The organism is Hydrogenophilus thiooxidans (genome assembly GCF_019049855.1).
GTDB lineage: Bacteria > Pseudomonadota > Gammaproteobacteria > Burkholderiales > Rhodocyclaceae > Hydrogenophilus > Hydrogenophilus thiooxidans.
In genome coordinates, this window is the sequence record NZ_JAHLSY010000001.1 from 58,662 (window position 1) to 74,409 (window position 15,748).

The window sequence follows — 15,748 nt, forward strand, 5'->3', positions numbered from 1 at the left end:
GCGGGGTTTTTTTGTTTACGCCCATTCACGAATCACACCGCCTGCGACCGTGTCGCCCGTTGCGGGATCGAAAAGGATGAACGCCCCCAAAGCGCGGTCTTCCTCGTAACGTTCCGCGACGATCGGCGCCGAAAGCTTTACGCGCACCCGCCCGATGTCGTTCGCGGTGAGCGTATCGACATCCGCACGCCGCATCGTGGCCACGTCCCAACGGTATGCGATCGCCTCGATCTTCGCTTTCACCTCACGGGTCGTTTGCCGCAACCCGTAAACGCGACGTGGATCGAGCGGACCATTCGCAAGCCACGCCAGATCGGCCACCAACGCACGCGTTACCGCCGGCATGGGTTCGTCGCTGCGCACGATCATGTCGCCGCGCGAAACATCCAAATCGTCTTGCAGCCGGAGCATCACCGACTGTCCCGCCCGTGCAGCCGTCAAGGGTTGCCCCCCCAACTCGATCGCCTGCACCGTCGTCGTCAACCCTGCTGGCAACACGGTGACCGCATCACCCACGGCAACCGAGCCGGAGGTCACCATACCCGCGTAGCCGCGGTAATCGTGCAATGTGGGATCATCCGCGGCTTGGGGTCGGCACACCCATTGCACCGGGAATCGAAAAGACTCTGCTTTGCCCGTGTGGGCAGAAGGGACCGACTCCAGCACTTCGAGCAGGGTGGGGCCTTGATACCAAGGCATCCGCTCCCCCCGTTCGACCACCATCTCCCCTTCGAGCGCCGAAATCGGCAGATAGCGTCGATCGGCCCGCAATTGCGCCTGCGCCGCAAAGGTCTCAAACGCCGCCTGCACCGCGGCAAACGGTTCGGGGTCGTAACCGACCAAATCCATTTTGTTCACAGCGATCACCAGATGGGGAATTCCCATCAGTTCGCACAACAGCGCGTGCCGCCGTGTTTGCGTCGTCAATCCCTGGCGCACGTCGACCATCAGCACGGCCAACTCAGCCGTACTTGCTGCGGTAACCATGTTCCGCGTGTATTGTTCGTGCCCCGGTGCGTCGGCGATGATGAAATTGCGTCGTCCCGTACTGAAATAGCGGTACGCCACGTCGATGGTGATCCCCTGCTCGCGCTCTGCGATCAGCCCGTCCGTCAAAAGCGACAAATCGATCCGCGACAACCCCCGCCGTTCGCTGGCATGACGCACTCCTTCCAACGTATCGACCAAGACGGCGCGCGTATCGTAGAGCAGACGCCCAATCAACGTGCTCTTGCCATCATCGACGCTCCCGCACGTCATGAACCGCAATACGTCACTCATCAGAAATACCCCTCGCGTTTGCGTTGTTCCATCGATGCCTCATGGGTTTGATCGTCGAGCCGCGTCGCGCCCCGCTCCGAAATCATCGTCTCGGCGGTCTCGCGAATGATCGCTTCCACCGTGGTCGCACGGCTTTCCACCGGCGCCGTGCATGTCATGTCGCCAACGGTGCGGAAACGGACCCAAACCGGCTCGACCACCTCCCCCTCTTTGGGCGGGGTGAGCGGCGTCACTGGGGCCAACAAACGTCCGCGGCGCACACAGGGACGCTCATGCGCAAAATAGATCGACGGCAACGCGAGTCGTTCACGCGCGATGTACCGCCAGACGTCGAGTTCGGTCCAGTTGCTGATCGGAAACGCGCGGACGTGCCAACCCGGTCGCGTATGCCCGTTGTACAGATTCCACAATTCCGGCCGCTGCGCTTTCGGGTCCCACTGTCCAAACTCGTCGCGCAAACTGAAGACCCGTTCTTTTGCCCGCGCTTTCTCTTCGTCACGTCTGGCGCCCCCGATCAAGCAGTCGAAACCGAACTCCTCGATCGCTTCCAAAAGCGTCACCGATTGGTGGCGGTTGCGGGATTCCAACGGATGCGCAAGACGCACCGTACCTCGGCGGATCGAGTCCTCGACCGAGCGCACGATCAGCCGCTCACCGAGCTCTTCGGCACGCGCGTCGCGAAACGCGATCACCTCGGGATAGTTGTGCCCCGTGTCGATGTGCACCAGCGGAAACGGGAAGCGCGCGGGTCGAAAGGCCTTTTCCGCCAAGCGCAACAGGCAGACCGAATCTTTGCCCCCGGAAAAGAGAAGCGCCGGACGCTGAAATTGCGCCGCCACTTCCCGCAAAATATAAATCGCTTCTGCTTCCAACCAATCCAACGTTTCGTCGTCCCAAAGCTGAGGCTCTGTAGCCGTCTGATGGGTTCGCGTCATGGTTGTTTCACTCATGGTTGTCCTTTCGTCTCGCTTACCGTTCGACCACCGCGACGGGATCGCGACGGTGTAAGCCACACTCTCGCGTTTCCGCGTGCTCCCACCACCAGCGTCCCGCGCGCGGGTCTTCACCCACCGCCACGGCGCGCGTGCACGGTGCACAGCCGATGCTGGGATAGAACGCGTCGTGCAACGGATGGTAGGGAACCTGATAGAGCCGGATATAGGCCCAAACCGTCTCGTGGGTCCAATCCCAAAGGGGGTTGATCTTCCACAGACCGTGCGCCTCGTCCCACGCTTTGGGTTCGAGCTCAGCGCGTGTCACGTTTTGTTGCCGCCGCAACCCAGTGATCCACGCCTTTTGCCCGGCAAGTGCACGTTTGAGCGGCAACACCTTACGGGCTTCACAGCACGCGTGGCGGGCTTCCAGGCTGTGATAAAAGCCGTTGATTCCGTAGCGGCGCACCACCCGTTCCACATCGGCGGCTTCGGGCGCATAAACGGCGAAACGCAGCCCATAGTGGGCCTCGGTCTTCGCCAACGTCGCGTAGGTCTCTTCCGGAAGCCGCCCGGTATCCAAAACGAACGGTGCAACTTGATCGCGGAAAGGACTTTTCGCCACCAAATCGATCACGACCTGATCTTCTGCGCCCAAACTGGAAGCAAAAACGATGTTGCCCCACTCGGCAACCGCCTCTTCGAGCAAGCGAAGGGCGCTAGCGCGCTTTGCTTGCACCTGTTCGCGCAATTGGGGATCGTCCAGATTGGGATGCATGTACGGATGACTCATCGTCACACCTCGATTTCAGAAACGGGTTGCTCGGCTCGATCACGACGCACGCGTAACCACAGGGGTTGCGGTACGGCGCTGCTCGCCTGATAGGGTTCGGTAAAGACTCGCAGCAAGCGGGGCCCCAGTTCGCATAACGTTTCGTACGGATAGCGTTCCGGATCCGGCGCAAAACCGGTAAATCCGCAGCGACGGAGGTAATCGAGTTGATCGAGCAGAAAATGGCCAACGGCAAAGAGTGGTCCGTGCCAACCCCGCGCGCGCAAGATTGTCGCGAGAGAAAACGGTCGTCCGTCGGTGAATTTGGGGAATTCGATCGCGATCGCTTCCACGTGCGCCAACGCTTCGTCGGGAAGCCATGCGGGATCGTCCTCGACGGTCATCCACACCGCCGCGCTCGGTTCGGTCATCGGTTTGAAACGTTCGCGGTCGAAGGGATGTACCGCACCCGCAAGATCAAGCCACCACATGGTCGTGCTCCGGATTTTGTTGCGTGGAAACGGTGGAAACGTCACCATAAACCGCCGTTGCGAACGGTTCGGCCCCCACACGGGCCACCGTCTCGGCAAACCGTTCTTCGGGACGCCGCAACGCCAGGTAGGTATCGAGCAACCGCTCGATCGCCGGCGCGACCGCCTCTGCGCGCACCGACGGCCCGATCACCTGTCCCAAACGCAAATCGTTCCCCTCTTGACCGCCGATCGTGATCTGATACCACTCTTCCCCCTTTTTGTCGACACCGAGGACACCAATCGCACCCAGATGGTGGTGTCCACACGCGTTCATGCAACCGGAAAGGTTGATCGCCACTTTGCCGAGCGCTGCCAAACGTTTCGGATCCCGATCCAACTGCGCGATCACCGCTTGCGCAACCGGAATCGAACGGGCGTTCGCCAACGCGCAGTAATCCCCCCCTGGGCACGAAATCACGTCGGTTGCCAACCGGAACGTGGGTCGGCCAAACCCCAACGCGCGGACTTCCCGCCACAACGCCGGGAGCGCCGCTTCCGGAACCCACGCCAATACCAAATTTTGTTCGTGCGTTACCCGAATTTCACCGTCGGCATAGCGCTCACTCCAATCGGCGATCGCACGCATCTCTTCAGCGGTCACATCACCCGGAGCACGCTCATGCCGTTTCGTCACCAGAGCCACCGCGACGAATCCCAGCACCCGATGCGGTAGGACGTTGCGACTCCGCCAGCGTGCGAACGCCCGTTCCTCACCAGCATCGCGGAGCGTAGGTTGTGCTTGCTCCGCGCGCCATTTCGACGCCGTGCGCGCCGCACGTTCGTCGTCCTCTGCGAAATGGGCTGCGATACGCGCCACCTCATCCCGCCACCCGTCGCGGTAGGTTGCGACCACCGTGTCGCCACGCGCCCGCTCGGCATCGACCGCGGCACGAAATGCCTCGACACCCAACGCCTGTAGCAAAATTTTGATGCGCGCTTTATACTTGTTGTCGCGGCGGCCAAAACGGTTATAGACCCGAAGAATCGCTTCCAATGTTGGAATGAGTTCGGCAGCAGGAACCCGCGCGTAGAGACGTTTCCCTACGATCGGGGTTCGACCCAAACCACCGCCGACATAGATATCGAACTCAGGCGCCAACGGATCATCGGTTGGGTACAGGTCCAAGCCGATGTCATGCGCTCGGATCGCAGCACGATCTTCCTTGGCGCCATTTACTGCGATCTTGAATTTCCGCGGCAAAAAGGCAAACTCCGGATGCAACGTCGCCCATTGGCGAATGAACTCGCACCACGGCCGGGGATCGACCCGTTCGTCAGCGGCAACCCCAGCCAACGGATCGGTGGTGATGTTGCGAATGCAGTTTCCAGAAGTCTGAATGGCATGAAGATCGTGTTCGGCCAAAAACGCCAAAATCTCAGCGGTTTCCTCGAGCCGTACCCAATGGAACTGAATGTTCTGACGGGTCGTGAAGTGCCCGTAGCCTCGATCCCAGCGTTCGGCAACCGTGGCCAAGGCGCGCAACTGATCCGCAGAAAGTAGCCCATAGGGGATCGCCACCCGCAACATCGGCGAATGGCGTTCTCGATAGAGACCGTTTTGGAGGCGGAGTGGCAAAAACTCCTCGTCGCGCAGCTCGCCTGCGAGGTAACGCGCCAACTGATCGCGATACTGCGCCACCCGCTCGGCGACCAGTTGCCGGTCAAACGTGTCGTAACGGTACATGTTAGCCCTAACCTCTTGCAAATGGGGTTAGGGCAAGTGTAGCGATCTCGCTTAGATAATTTAAGCCACTAAAGATTTGGCTTTTATGCAGTTAGGTTATAAAACAAACTTAGTTGCTCTTCCCTGCAAGCGCCAGCCGTTCCGCTTCGAGCACCGCTAGGCTCACATACTTGCCAATGTTGTTGTCCCATCCTTTGGTCTCAGCCGCTTTGCTCGCAACGCGCGGATCTTTGAGCACCAACGCTTTAGCTTCCGAAGGATCGAGCCCTTCGTCAAACGCCTTGAGCGCATTTTCCCAGATACCAGCAAAGAGCTCGCGCTGCCAATCGAGCACGGTCTGGCTCGGCCGCCCATGCCCGGGGACCCAAAGGTGACCGGGACAAGCCGCTTTGAGCGCGTCGATGAAACGCAGCGACCCCGGGTAGGAGCCATCGTCCATATTGGCGATGCGGCGATCCATCGCAACGTCGCCAACATGGGTCACCTTGTCCTCGACCACCTCGAAACAGAGATCACCAGGGGTATGGGCAATGCCGTAATGGTGGCAGCGGATCGTCACATTGCCAAAGCGGAAAGTATCGCCGTGGTTCGCTTCCCGGTTGGGTGGAATCAATTTCGTGCCCGCAGTCGCGCCATTGGTCCACCGCTCGAGTAGGTTCAGCCACAAATTCCCCTCTTTCTTTGCAATCGCCTCTTTGGTAAACGGGTGCGCATAGAAGGGCAGGTCACCGAACGCTTCGAAATAGGCGTGCGCGGCCAGGTAGTGGTCGCCATGGTAGTGGCTTGCGAAAATCGCGACCACCGGTTTGTCGGTGACGGTGCGGATCATCCGAATCGCCATTTCGCCGATCTGTACCGACCCGCCTCCGTCCAAAATCACCACCCCGACGTCGGTGACGACGAAGGTGATGTTCGACATCATCCCGCGGTTTTCCGGTGTCGGAAAACCGTCTTTTGCGTAGATCATCCAGACATGTTCGCTCAGCCGCTCGGGCGGAATGTCGGGAACGGGCGGCCCCTTGATGAAGAGCTCGGCGTCTTTGGCAACCGCAAGCAGTTCCTCACGCCAAAAGCCGCCCATCCCGGCCAGAAATGCCGCTGCCAACGTCCCTTTGATCAGCCGACGGCGACGCCCATCGATAGAGCTGTTTTCCCGTTTCATAGCCCCTCCAAGTGAATGGGGAAGGCGAACTCCCCCACTACACCATCACAGCGCAAGCCCCGGGTTTCCCTCCATGCCGATGATCCGCGGCACGTTGAGCGCTTTGATCCGGATCGTTTTCTGAGCCCGCAGGTATTCGGCAACCACCTCCCAAACCGGCGGCCCCGCTTCGCGGCTCTCTTCAGCAACCGGCGCCCAGCCAGCCACCTTATATTTTTTGTTCGGGTCGATCGGCTTGCCGTTGAGCGTCATCTCCTGGATGCGTTTACCCATAGGCGCGTTGGGATCGATCGCATATTTGAGCCCCCCAACCCGCACCATATCCCCACCCTGCTGGTAATAGGGATCGGGGTTGAAGAGGTTGTCCGCAACATCCTCGAGCACATTCTTGATCTGCGCACCGGTCATTTCGGTGAGCGTGCTCCACGGGTAGGTGATTGCGGTTTGGTCAAGCAGATGCTCCATCGTGATCGTCTGCCCCGGAAGGATCGTCGTTCCCCAACGGAAACCGGGTGAGAAGGAGATGTCGGCACCGCGCACCGCAATGAGCGCGTCGCAAATCAACTGGTCCCACGTACCGTTGAAGTTCCCACGGCGGTAGAGTAACCCTTCGGCAACGGCAAGCGGCTCGGCGAGCTTACTTTCATACGGGGCGCGCACTTTTGCGATGTACGCTTCCATTTCCGGGTCAGCCGGGAGTAGATTGGCGAAGATCGGGACCAGCCGGTAACGATACCCCTGGATTTTGCCGTTTTTCACCTCGAGGTCCATCACCCCCAGGAACTTACCGTTCGAACCGGCATTGGTGACGAGCGTCTTACCCCCCGCATTTTCGACCACGACCGGTTGATAGACGCCATCGTGGGTGTGGCCGCCAAAGATCACGTCAATACCGGTCACGCGCGACGCCATCTTGAGGTCAACGTCCATCCCATTGTGGGAGAGCACGACAACCACCTGCGCCCCTTCGGATCGGGCTCGGTTTACCGCCTCTTGCATCTGCTGATCTTTGATGCCGTAGCTCCACTCGGGAACGAGCCAGCGCGGGTTCGCCACGGGCGTATAAGGGAACGCTTGCCCCACGATCGCTACCGGCACTCCGTTGATGCTCTTGATCACATAGGGTTTGAAGACCGGATCTTCGAAATCGGTGGTATGAACGTTTTGCGCAACGATCTCGATCTTGCCCGCAAAATCCTTCTCTTCGATCTCTTTCACCCGCTCGGCACCGAAGGTCGCCTCCCAATGGAGCGTCATCACATCGACCCCCAGGAGCTTACAGGCATCGACCATATCTTGCGCGTTGGTCCAAAGCGAAAGACCAGAACCCTGCCAGGTATCACCGCCATCTAGGAGCAGCGCCCCTGGCCGAGAGGCTTTGAGCCGCTTCACAAGTGTTCTGAGGTGGGCAAACCCGCCTACTTTTCCGTAGAGCTTCGCCTTCTCTTCAAAATCGAGGTAAGTGAATGCGTGCGCTTCGATGCTCTGTCGAGGAATCCGGTAATACTTCAAGAAATGCTCGCCCACCAAATGGGGAACCTGCCCCGCCATCGACCCCACCCCAAGGTTGACCTGCGGTTCACGGAAGTAGATCGGACGAAGCTGCGCGTGACAATCGGTGATGTGCAACAGACTCACGTTGCCAAAGGGCGGCAAGTTGTAGAGCTGATCGGCTTCTTTCGCCGCTTGCTCGGCGTTGCTGGTAAGGCTCCAGCCGCCAGCCGCTGCAACCGCCAGCACTTGCAGAAATTCACGACGATTCATTGCCATATCGATAACCTCGGGGTGGGATGTTTCAACAATTACTCAGAATTACTTGTGGTTTTTGTTTACAGGTGACTCGGGGTCAAAGAGATAGCCCATCACGTCCTTGATCTGTTGCTCGGTGAGAATACCGGCGTCGCCGAAACGGGGCATGCTGGAACAGAGATTGAAGCTCTTACTGTTCCAAATCTGCCGCCACGCATACTTGAGCACCTCTTCAGAATTGCCGCGCAGTTTACCGTAGCCCGAAAGCGACGGTCCGATGTTTCCGTACGACAGCTCTTTTTGATCCATCTGGTGGCAGTTGTAGCAACCCCCCCCATTGACCGTATCGGGGTTATCGGTCCAAGTCAGGCCTCTGCCGCTTTGCGCGATCTTTTCGCCCTCTTTCCAATTACCTAAAAACTTTCCGTCGGAGGGCCAGCGGATCGTCTGCTCCTGAGCCTGCCGCAACTCCTCAATCTTCTTGGGGTCAACCTTTTCTCCGGCCTCGAGCGCCGAGCAGAGCTTTTGGAAATCGAGTTGAATCATGCGCTCTTTTTGCGCGATTCCCGTCGTCTTGAACGAACGATCGACGAGCTCTTTGAACTTCGCGTCGAGATCCGCATTTCCAGCCCATGCAAGGGGTGTCGCAAACCCCAACACACCTGCCAATGCCAATGTGATCGGTTTCATGAAGCCTCCTCCTTGCTCAGCGCTTGATCCCGGGGGTGAGCATCACCCCACCGTTTCCGTTCGCTGCCATATAGACCGAAAGCGCGATCGTCGCGTCGGAACCATAAATGGGCTCGGCAGTGCGCTGCTGACGGAAGCAGTCGTTCAAACGCATTTGCATCGTCCAGAACTGGCTGTTGGAAACCCGGTAAGCCGGCCATGACCCCCAACCCGCCGCAGCACCTTCTTGCTTAGTAATATTGGGGAGCTCTTGGAGTCGGATCCGCTGGCCATCCTTGCCGTGGCATGTCGCGCAGGAAAAATCGAAGGGGCCTGTGCGGTAAAAGAACATCCGCTTACCCAATTCGTACATCTCTTTCATTTTGGGGTGCGACATATCGACCTCGATTTTCTCCCCGTTGCTTTCGGTGACGATGTACGCAACGATCTTGTCCATGCGGAGTTTCTCGCCCTTGCGCCAAGGAGAATCGATCACTTTTTGGCGTTCAACCCCTTGCAGCTGCTCCATACAGGTCATCAAACGCGATTCGAGGTCTTCTACTTTTCCAGTGTCCGGGAAGTAGCGCGGCAATTTGGCCGCAGCGCCTTTGACCACCCCAGGCCCCAATCCCAAGTCGCACCGCTCAAGCGACTGGTTTTTCGGACCGTACGGCGTTCGCCAGAGTTCTTCGCCCTCCATCGCCAAGAGGTCAGACGGGTTCCCGTCGGCAATTTGCTTGCGGTAGGCTTCAATCGCCTTCAAGCGGGCGTCTTCGTCGTTCGCCGCAAAAGCCCCAAAAGACGTTATATTCCAGACCGCCGCAATCAGCGACACTGCCAGCACCTGTTTTTTGAACATGTTGGCCCCTCCACGCTGGTCATAACAAAAGGGGGCAAATGGCCCCCCTTTCAGCGACTCCTTACTTCACCTCAATCGTCTCTTCTTTGCTTTCCCCTTTATTGTCCACCCACTTCAGGGTGATCTTATCGCCGGCTTTTGCCTTGACGTCAAACTCGAAATAGGGGTTGGTGGAGATTGCGCCACTCCATTCTGCGGTAAGCACAGTCTTGCCGTTTACGCTTGCGGTCACCTCAGTGATGTAATGCGCCGGGATCGTATTTCCTGAGCTGTCTTTGCGTAATCCCGTCTCCATCGGGTGCGACATCAGAGCGCGCACGTTGACCGTTTCCCCATCAATCTTGGCACGAATCCGCATTGGTCCTGCTGCCATCGCTTTGCTCCTTTAATCCATTAGCGGTTTGTTTTTACCAATCGAGCGCTCAATTCAAGCGGCTTAGCCACCACAACCGCCCAAAGTCACTTTGACCTCTTTCTTGGTCATATAGTACTTGCCGCCCGCTTTCACCACGGCAACGACGTCCGAGCTCTGACCCATCTTCACCCGCGTCTTGACCCGGGGCAGCGCCTCCGGAGTGAAATGAAACACGGCTGAAAGCGCATTCGGGTTCTTTTCGACAAAGAGCGCGATCATTTCGGTGTTGGGCAGCTTACTTTCGAGCTCGATCGGAACCACCGCCCCGTTCTCGGCAATGTCTGGCGCCGTGAGCACGATGTCATTGCTTGCAGCGGCTCCCGATGCGCCCACCGCTTTGAGCGCTTCCTCGAGACTTTTTGCTTGAAACGCGTTTTCCATCTGGCGAGCGGCATGGGCTAGGCGAGGCTGCACCAGGCCACTTGCGATCAGCGTGCCAAATACCCCAAGACCAACACCTGCTTTCAAGACTTCTCGACGTTGCATACCCTTTTCTCCATGAACAAAAAAATCAATCCACCTTGGCGCCGCTCGCAATCCATTGCGCTAACGAGCGGAGCTCCTCCTCGGTCAGCGAGGGATGAGGGGGCATTGGAACGTTGCCCCACACCCCTGCACCCCCATTTTTAATCTTTTGCGCCAAGTAGTCAACGGCGTCAGCCTTCCCAGCGTATTTCGCGGCAACATCCCGATACGCGGGCCCGACGATCGCCTTGTCGACCCCATGGCACGCCGTGCACCCCTTCTGCTTTGCCAGATCGAGCATCGACTGCTGCCTTCCTGCGGCTGTCTGCGCCTCCTCTTTGGCTGCTTCAGAAATCTCTTTTCCACGCACAGGCCCAAAGACCCGGTTTTGCTCTTTGAGGTTGCCGTGGGCATCCCAGGCATACTCTGGGAGGTTCGAGCCAATCACCACCTCTTTTTTACAATTTTTCATGCAGTCGCTACCCTGCACGTCCGGTTTCCCACCGTTGCCGATGCCGCCGGCTTTGACTCCAGGGCCCCACGGCCACATCCCGTGGTCCCACGTCATCCCGTTGCGGTTGGGCATGCGATTCTGCACCTCTTTGATTGTTTCTTGGTTGAGTTCGTAGTCGTACGGAATGATCTCGGCCAAATTGAGGAGATAGGCAACCAAAGCATAAACTTCGTCGGATTGTAACGACTTGGGACTCGTCCAGGGCATAGCCCGGTGGATGTAATCCCAAAGAGTAGAAACGGTTGGCACCTTCATGATCGTCGTGCGTTGCGGCACGCTACCGGTCACCAACGCTTTGACGCGACCAGTTTTGATGTCCTCCTGCGTCGTTCCGCCAACGAGTGGGGTAAAGACTTCGTTCGATTCTGCGAAGTCGCCGTGGCACATCGCGCATTTCTGCAACCAGATCGCTTCGCCCTGCTCTGGGGTACCGCGCCCCGGGGGAAGACCTACGAAGTCGGGACGAACGTCAATATCCCACGCTTTGACCTCTGCCGGCGTTGCTGGCCGACCGATCCCTTCGTATTTCGCTGCGCCCGCTGCGCCGCACACCACCGCAGTGGCCACTGCGATCACCGTTTTAGAGAACTTGGACATTGCTCACCTCGCCATTTTCATTCACCAACCACGACTGGATCGCATTGTTGTGGTAGATCGAGCGGGTTCCTCGCACTTTACGGAGTTGCCCGTAGGTGGGCTGAATGTGCCCGGTTTCATCGACCGCCCGCGATTGCAAAATGGCGGGTTTGCCGTCCCACACCCAGTCGATATTAAAGCGCGTCAGCGCTTTAGGCAGCACCGGCTGCTCAAGGCGCGCTTGCCGCCAGTTGATTCCACCGTCGGTCGAAACATCGACGCGCACGATCTTGCCGCGCCCCGACCACGCCAACCCGGTAATGTTGTAAAACCCTTTATCGAGGAGGATTTGCCCGCCCGAGGGCGTCGTAATCACCGACTTCACCTCTTGCAACGAGGAATATTGGCGGTGCGTGCCGTCTGGCATCAGATCGATATAGTGGACCGCTTCGTCTTTGGTCCCATAGGGCTTATCCCCCACTTCGACGCGCCGCAGCCATTTCACCCAGCTCACCCCTTGCACGCCGGGAACCACCAGGCGCAGCGGGTAGCCGTTTTCCGGCCGGATCATCTCGCCGTTCATCCCGTAGGCGACGAGCACTTCGCCGGATTCGACCAACTCCATCGGAATGGTTCGGGTCATCGATGAACCGTCAGCACCTTCGGCAAGCAAGTACCGCCCTTTCTTGAGGTCGGCGCCACACATCTCGAGCAAGTCGATCAGCCGTACGCCCGTAAATTCCGAACAGGAGATCATCCCGTGGGTGTATTGCACCGTGGGCACGGCAACGTTTGCCCACTCCATCCCCGTGTTCGCCCCACACTCGATGAAATGGATCCGCGAAACCGACGGCAGCCGCAGAAGGTCATCCATAGTGAAAACCATCGGCGTCTTCACCAGTCCGTTAATCATGAAGCGGTGTCTGGTGGGGTCGATCTCGTGCCACCCTTGGTGGTGGCGCTCGAAGTGAAGCCCTGAAGCCGTGATGATCCCGAAAGTCCCCTGCAGCGGGGTAAAAGAGACCGACGCTGCCGCCGTCTGCGTCAGCCCCGGGCTCTGGCGGCGAATCAACCCCGCCTCATATTTCGAGGGCAGACCATAGCCACGGGTGGCAACCGGCATGCCGAGCGTCGTACTCCACTCTGGAAGGTTCAGGATGTTTGGGTCGCCTTTTCCGGGATCGACCGTTTCCCCATAGGCGTTGATCACCGGGCCGCTAGCGGCAAGCGCGGTTGCTGTGGCAAACGCTTTACGGATAAAATCGCGGCGCCCTTGCTTAATCGCGTCGATCTCCTCTGGTGACAGAAAATTCTCTGGCGCCTTGCGGATCAAACCCATCCGACGCCGTAATGTCTCTTCCATCAGTTGCTCCTTGACTGCAAAATTTGATTTATGTCAACATTTTATCCGGGTCGCTGAATTTGTCAACAATTCATTCTATTCGCAAAAACTGAAGATCACTGTTGACCAAACACAGACTCAGAGGCGAGTGCCTGCTCTGGCCACTTCACGAGGGGGGTTCGTTTAGGCGTGCGCGGCGTCGCGCAAAGTGGTCGCTGGCTGGATCACCAGAACGGAACAAGAGAGACCGCCGATCACCTGATCGGCCAAGGAAGGGGTGACGTGGCGCGCCAAACCGCTTCTAGGGTCGTTACCGACCACCACGAGATCGGCTCCCGTTGCAAGGACCGTCGAAAAGATCGCGTCGGCGAAGGTCCCTGTCAACACCTGGGATCGGGTTGTCACCCCCTCTTGTTGCAACGCTGCCAACGCCTCTTCGTGGGCGTGGAGCGCCGCTTCGCGTTCCGCTTCACTGGAGACCCCGGTAACCAAGGTCACCGGAAGCTGAAGGACCCTAGCCATGTGAGCTAGGAAGCCCAACGCCTCTAGGAGCATCGTTGACCCATCCCAGGCTACGACGATATGGCGGGCAGGAGGTTTCGCTTCCGGATGAACCACCAGCACATGACACGGCGACTCCAGAAGGATTCGTTCGACCCGATCACCCAGGAACCGCTCGATCAGCGTGGTACGGGGCGGCCGACGACCAACGATCAAGAGGTGCGTCGCCAATTCCCTGGCCGTCGAAACGATCTCCCCCACCGGGTCTTTGCCGTGACGGACGAGGGGGGTCACCGTAACGTGGCGTCGCGCTGCCTCTTCTTTCACGACGCTCAAGCGCCCCTCGACGAGCGAGGCGTCTTCAGCATCGTGATCGACCACGGTCACCACCGCTAACGGCACCCGCGATGCGGCGGCCCAAGCGACCGCCACCTCCGTGGGCGCACGGGCATATTCGCTGCCATCGGTTGCCAACAAGCAGCGCAGTGCCACGCCACCAACCGGCAGCGTACCGCTGCGGCAAACGCTGAACGCGCGAATGGTACAGGTTCGGCAGATCTCAGGGTCGAGCTGTCGGTAGATCGCCCCGATGACGTCGCTGCGCACGGGAAATAGGTGGTTCTCACCGATCACGTCAAGCGCCCCGCTCTGCCGCAAAAGCGCCACGTTGGCGAGATTCATGCGGTAACAGAAAAGGTCGCCGCCAAGACGACGACGCCTCCTGGCTTCCTGAGCCAAGAACTCGGCCCCCGCCAAATCGAGGTAAGACAACCCTGAACAGGCCAGGAGTAACCAGCGTTGGTGGGGGTGGTCAGAAGTCAATTTAGCCTGCACAAAATCGACGGAACCAAAATAGAGCGCACCGGTGATCCGACGAATGGAGAGCTGCGGACACTCCGCTGAGCCATTCGCCGAAACAAAATGGTAGGCACCTGCTTCCGGAGCAGGGAGCACCGGCTCGACAGTAGGGCGTGAGGTTCGGTAGAGGTACTCGATCAGCGTCAGCGCCACCCCAAGAAAGATTCCCGCCTCAAGGCTAAAGAGCGTCCCAACGAGGGTGACCCATAGGATCGCGCTTTCGCTTCTGCTTGCCCGCCATGTATGAGCAATCTGGGCAAAATCGATCAAACCCCAGGCAACCAGAAATAGGATTCCCGCCATCGCTGCATTGGGAAGATAGGCAGCAAGGGGTGCAACAAAAAGCAGAATCACGATGAGGAAAATGGAGGCAAAAACCGACGCAAGCGGTGTCTTCGCCCCCGCCTCGAAATTGACGCCCGAGCGGTTGAAAGAACCCGACGTCGCATAAGCAGAGAAGAAACTGCCGATTAGGTTCGAGAGCCCCTGACCGATGAACTCCTGATTGCCATCTAGCCTCTGACCGGAACGAAGCGCCAGTGCACGGGCGATCGAAACCGCCTCGGTCAGCGCCAAAAAAGCGACGATCACCGCCGGTACTGCGGTCGCACCGATCGCATCGAGCGAGAAATCCGGGAAAGAGAGCGGCGGCAGCCCCGCAGGCAACGCGCCAACCGTTTTGATTCCCGTCCGCTCCTGGCCAAACCATGCGTTAAGAAGGGCAGCCCACAGCGAACCGACCAACATCGCCGCGATCATGTACGGAATCTGCTTCACATACCGTCGGGTCAGGATGCCGGTGAGCAACGTCACGACGCTCACCGAGAAGACCCACGGGTTGATCTCAGTAACCCGCTGAACAAAACTGGCAAGTATGCCAAAGAAAGGAGTGCCGTTTGGAATCGCAATGCCAAAAAAATGTTTCACCTGGCTTGCGGCGATGAGCAGCGCCGCACCAGCGGTAAACCCGACGACGACCGTATGCGAAATGAAATTGACCAACACGCCAAGCCGCGCGATCCCCAGAATCAGCTCGTAGCAGCCAACCAGAAAGGTGAGGGTTAGGACCAAACGAATGTACTCAGGTGTTCCCGGTTCGGCCAATGGGGATACTGCCGCGAAGACCGCGATCGAGATCGCTGTGGTGGGACCGGAGACGAGATGCCACGAGGAGCCGAAGAGCGCCGCAACGACTGCTGGCGTCATCGCCGCGTAAAGACCGTACTGCGGCGGAAGACCCGCGATGATCGCAAACGCGACCGCTTGCGGCAGAACCACCAGCGCGCCAGTCAATCCAGCCATGAGATCGTCGCGCAGCGTTGTGCGGTCTACCCGCGGTAACCAGCTCAGAAAAGGAAAAAGCCTCGTAAAATGTGCCACTTTTGTAGAAAGAGCCACCCGTCCTGGTCGCGTCTGCTGAGCCATTCGCCGTTAGA

The 15,748-nt window shown here is 58.7% G+C and carries 14 protein-coding genes; all 14 read right to left on the reverse strand.

All coding sequences use genetic code 11. From position 1 onward, the window contains the following. Positions 1 to 15 precede the first annotated feature (15 nt). The 14 genes from KUL93_RS00270 to sulP all read right to left on the reverse strand — a co-directional run bounded on the left by KUL93_RS00270 (position 16) and on the right by sulP (position 15,737). Entirely contained in the window at positions 16 to 1,281 is a 1,266-nt protein-coding gene (locus tag KUL93_RS00270; RefSeq protein ID WP_217125130.1) for a sulfate adenylyltransferase subunit 1, read from the reverse strand. Beyond that, positions 1,281 to 2,216: a sulfate adenylyltransferase subunit CysD gene (gene cysD, locus KUL93_RS00275; protein WP_217125257.1), complete on the reverse strand. Its 936-nt coding sequence runs from the start codon at positions 2,214 to 2,216 to the stop codon at positions 1,281 to 1,283. Before cysD ends, KUL93_RS00270 begins: the two co-directional genes overlap by 1 nt. Before the next feature lie 34 nt (positions 2,217 to 2,250). Beyond that, on the reverse strand, positions 2,251 to 3,006 hold the full coding sequence (locus KUL93_RS00280; protein ID WP_217125131.1) for a phosphoadenylyl-sulfate reductase: 756 nt from the start codon (positions 3,004 to 3,006) through the stop codon (positions 2,251 to 2,253). A gap of 2 nt (positions 3,007 to 3,008) precedes the next feature. Then, a complete protein-coding gene (locus KUL93_RS00285; protein ID WP_217125132.1) occupies positions 3,009 to 3,476 on the reverse strand; it encodes a DUF934 domain-containing protein in 468 nt (155 codons plus the stop codon). Continuing rightward, on the reverse strand, positions 3,463 to 5,202 hold the full coding sequence (locus KUL93_RS00290) for a nitrite/sulfite reductase (RefSeq protein WP_217125133.1): 1,740 nt from the start codon (positions 5,200 to 5,202) through the stop codon (positions 3,463 to 3,465). The genes KUL93_RS00285 and KUL93_RS00290 overlap by 14 nt, the downstream gene beginning before the upstream one ends. A 109-nt stretch (positions 5,203 to 5,311) precedes the next feature. Beyond that, positions 5,312 to 6,364, reverse strand: a complete 1,053-nt coding sequence (locus KUL93_RS00295) for an MBL fold metallo-hydrolase (protein WP_217125134.1) — start codon at positions 6,362 to 6,364, stop codon at positions 5,312 to 5,314. A gap of 45 nt (positions 6,365 to 6,409) precedes the next feature. Next, positions 6,410 to 8,134, reverse strand: a complete 1,725-nt coding sequence (gene soxB, locus KUL93_RS00300) for a thiosulfohydrolase SoxB (RefSeq protein WP_346731601.1) — start codon at positions 8,132 to 8,134, stop codon at positions 6,410 to 6,412. Between the two features lie 42 nt (positions 8,135 to 8,176). After that, on the reverse strand, positions 8,177 to 8,803 hold the full coding sequence (soxX, locus tag KUL93_RS00305; protein WP_217125136.1) for a sulfur oxidation c-type cytochrome SoxX: 627 nt from the start codon (positions 8,801 to 8,803) through the stop codon (positions 8,177 to 8,179). Positions 8,804 to 8,819: 16 nt separating this feature from the next. After that, positions 8,820 to 9,641, reverse strand: a complete 822-nt coding sequence (gene soxA, locus KUL93_RS00310; RefSeq protein ID WP_217125137.1) for a sulfur oxidation c-type cytochrome SoxA — start codon at positions 9,639 to 9,641, stop codon at positions 8,820 to 8,822. Between the two features lie 61 nt (positions 9,642 to 9,702). Further along, positions 9,703 to 10,014: a thiosulfate oxidation carrier complex protein SoxZ gene (soxZ, locus tag KUL93_RS00315; RefSeq protein ID WP_217125138.1), complete on the reverse strand. Its 312-nt coding sequence runs from the start codon at positions 10,012 to 10,014 to the stop codon at positions 9,703 to 9,705. 63 nt (positions 10,015 to 10,077) lie between these two features. Further along, positions 10,078 to 10,542, reverse strand: coding sequence for a thiosulfate oxidation carrier protein SoxY (soxY, locus tag KUL93_RS00320; protein ID WP_217125139.1), 465 nt, complete (start codon positions 10,540 to 10,542; stop codon positions 10,078 to 10,080). A gap of 25 nt (positions 10,543 to 10,567) precedes the next feature. Then, positions 10,568 to 11,632 (reverse strand): c-type cytochrome, encoded by a 1,065-nt coding sequence (locus KUL93_RS00325; RefSeq protein WP_217125140.1) that lies wholly within the window; start codon positions 11,630 to 11,632, stop codon positions 10,568 to 10,570. Next, positions 11,616 to 12,974 (reverse strand): sulfite dehydrogenase, encoded by a 1,359-nt coding sequence (soxC, locus tag KUL93_RS00330; RefSeq protein ID WP_217125141.1) that lies wholly within the window; start codon positions 12,972 to 12,974, stop codon positions 11,616 to 11,618. The genes KUL93_RS00325 and soxC overlap by 17 nt, the downstream gene beginning before the upstream one ends. Positions 12,975 to 13,136: 162 nt before the next feature. Beyond that, on the reverse strand, positions 13,137 to 15,737 hold the full coding sequence (sulP, locus tag KUL93_RS00335) for a sulfate permease (protein ID WP_283249524.1): 2,601 nt from the start codon (positions 15,735 to 15,737) through the stop codon (positions 13,137 to 13,139). Positions 15,738 to 15,748 lie beyond the last annotated feature (11 nt).